Source organism: Streptomyces sp. NPDC002845, assembly GCF_053591955.1.
The window spans coordinates 1-2,815 of record NZ_JBSFUU010000198.1 but is presented as its reverse complement, the minus strand read 5'-3'; the positions used below and the strand labels follow the sequence as shown (position 1 = coordinate 2,815).

Below are 2,815 nucleotides of genomic sequence, written 5' to 3'. Positions count from 1 at the left end.
CGCCGTCGTCGGCGGTGCGCCGGCGCAGGCGGCCCGCCGCGTCGCGGTAGTAGTTCTGCACCACGATCTGCCGCAGCGCCTCGGCCTGCGGCCCGGGCCGGTAACCCGAGCCGCCGCGCATGCTTCCGCCAGCACATGCCGGCCTGCCCTGACAGCATGCCAGGGCCCTGCGTTTTTCTCGGATGTCCGGTTGATCGTGTGATGCCGTAGAGGTCGAGGAAGCGGTGGCGTTCGGTGCGGGCTCGGCATCCGGCGGTGGGGCTCGCCGCCAACGTCAACCGGACCAAGTTCGCACGAACCGGGCAAACCCCTGCTCTGCCCTCTCCATAGCCTGTCCCTGTCAGTAGTAGGAAGACCGCTCGTAAGGAAAGCAGTGGCTGGTTGCCGGTGGCGAATAGCGGCAGGATCGCCACCATGTCCGGCGGTCCGTCCGAGTACCGAAGACCCCGTACGGACCACGCGCTATCTGCACTCGGCACACGCCCTAATCATGGCCCGTGTCCATGGCGCCGGGTCTCGTGCTTCCCTCCCAGCAGAGAGGTCTTTCCTACATGTCCAGCTTCCTCAGCAGGCGACGTATCCTCGCCACGGGCGCGGGTGCCGCCCTCGGTCTCGGCGCCGCCGCGGCTCCGGCCACAGCCTCTCCTTCCGCGTACCGGCGCGCCTCCGGCCCCGAGGAGACCAGGACGCTCGACGAGCTGCACCAGGCCGCCCTCGCCGAGGGCGGCCAGCTCGTGCTATACGCCGGCGGTGACACGCCGACCCAGCTGGACGGCCTCAAGGCGGGCTTCATGCGGCGTTTCCCGGGCATCGACATGACGCTGATCGTGGACTACAGCAAGTACCACGGCACCCGTGTCGACAACCAGCTCGCGACCGGCAGCCTCGTCCCCGACCTCGTCCAGCTGCAGACTTTGCACGACTTCGCGCGCTGGAAGGAGCAAGGCCATCTGCTGCCCTACAAGCCCGCCGGGTTCTCCAAGCTGCACCACCGCTTCCGGGACCCGCAGGGCGCCTGGGTGGCGGGCGCGGTGATCGGCTTCAGCTTCATGTACGGCCCGGCGGCGGTCGGTTCGGACGCGCCGCGCACTCCGCGCGACCTGGTCGACCCGAAGTGGAAGGGGAAGATCGCCTCGTCGTACCCGCATGACGACGACGCGGTCCTGTTTCTCTACAAGCTGTACGCCGAGCGGTACGGCTGGGACTGGGTGGCCCGGCTGGCCGCACAGGACGTGCGGTTCGGGCGGGGCACCAATTTCCCGGAGGACGCGCTGAACGGCGGCCAGGCGGCGATCGGTGTCGGCGGGTCGGGGTCGCTGGCGGCGTCGGCGTCGGAGCCCGTGCAGTGGGCGGTGGCCGACGGGCATCCGTTCATGGCGTGGGGGCAGCGCCTCGCGGTCCTGCGACAGGCCAAGAACCCGGCCGCGGCCAAGCTCTACCTCAACTGGGTGCTGTCCGCCGAACGGCAGCAAGCAGCCTTCTTCGGCTGGTCGGTACGGACCGACGTCACTCCCGCGGGCGGGCTGAAGCCGATCTGGAAGTACCCGAACGCCCACCTCGACGGCTTCCCCCGCTTCATGGCCGACCGTGCCGAAGTGGAGCGCTGGAAGCAGACGTTCGCCCTGTACTTCGGCGAGGTCAAGGGCGACCCCACGACGGGCTGGCTCGGGCTGCACCCCGGAGCGTGACCATGGGCGGGGCCGCAGGTCCCACCGGTGGGCTACGCCGCCAGGGCTGCGTCGTTCTCACGGGGTGTCCGGTTTGATCACCTGATGTCCGAGGTGGCCAAGGGCCCGGCGGGGTTGCGGGCGTGGTGGCGGAGGCCGACGGCGATGTCTGTGCGGCCGGTGAGCCGGAGGGGGCCGGTGGCCAGGTTCCCGAGGGCGGCCATGGCTCGGGGTGTGGCTCCGGTCCTCAGCTTGACTCTGTCGGGGATCTTGGAGTTTCCCGGTGTGTCAGCATGATCAGCGGGCATGCTCGGTGCTGTTTCGCAGGCCGATGCAGTTGCCGAGGTGTCCGTTGTCGCTCCGTCCCCGTTCCGGTGAGCAAGTCCCGTCTCTGACCGCACAGATCGCGCGGGCGAGCAACCCCGGCGGTACGACGGCGATGTGGGCGAGAGACCGGCTGGACGGGCTGTGGTGCGACGAGGACTTCGCGGGCTGGTACCCGCGCGACGGACGCCCCGGCATCTCGCCCGCCCAGCTGGCCATCGTCTGTGTGCTGCAGCTCCTGCTCGGCCTGTCGGACCGTCAGGCAGCGGAAGCGGTCCGCTGCCGCATCGATTTCAAGTACGCCCTGTCCATGGATCTGGACGATCCCGGCTTCCACCATGGCGTACTGGCCGACTTCCGCGAGCGCCTCGCCCAGGACGACCGCGCCGACCGTCTTCTCGATCTGGCGCTCGCCCGCCTGAAGGAGGCCGGACTCGTGCGCGAGCGCACCACGCAGCGCACCGACTCCACCCACGTCCTGGCCGCGGTGCGCGACCTGACCCGGCTGGAGCTGGTCACCGAGGCCGTCCGTGCCACGCTGGAAGAAGTGGCCCGCACCGCTGCACACCTGCTGACCGGCCTGGTCGACGAGGACTGGGGACGCCGCTACGGCCGTCCGGTCCGTCCGGGCAAGAACCCCACCCGGCCCAAGACCAGGATCCTCGCCGCCGGCGACGACGCCTGCCGACTGCTGGAACGCCTCCACCGGCACGGACCGGGCTACCGGCCCGGGCCGCAGGCCGAGGCGCTGCGGCAGATCGTGGTGCAGAACTACTACCGCGACGCGGCAGGCCGCCTGCGCCGGCGCACCGCCGACGACGGCA

Annotated in this window: 3 protein-coding genes; 2 read left to right on the top strand and 1 reads right to left on the bottom strand. The window is 70.4% G+C overall.

Going from position 1 to position 2,815, the window contains the following annotated elements; all coding sequences use genetic code 11:
• The first annotated feature begins 551 nt into the window (after positions 1–551).
• Positions 552–1,688, top strand: a complete 1,137-nt coding sequence (locus ACWD3C_RS48235) for an ABC transporter substrate-binding protein (protein ID WP_451155137.1) — start codon at positions 552–554, stop codon at positions 1,686–1,688.
• Between the two features lie 77 nt (positions 1,689–1,765).
• Here the strand turns inward: ACWD3C_RS48235 and ACWD3C_RS48230 are convergent, their stop codons facing one another.
• Positions 1,766–1,891 carry a hypothetical protein gene (locus ACWD3C_RS48230; RefSeq protein WP_451155135.1) on the bottom strand — a complete coding sequence of 42 codons (126 nt, stop codon included), beginning with the start codon at positions 1,889–1,891 and terminating at the stop codon, positions 1,766–1,768.
• A gap of 128 nt (positions 1,892–2,019) precedes the next feature.
• Here ACWD3C_RS48230 and ACWD3C_RS48225 point away from each other — a divergent pair.
• A partial coding sequence (locus ACWD3C_RS48225; protein WP_451155133.1) for a transposase occupies positions 2,020–2,815 on the top strand: 796 nt, incomplete at its 3' end.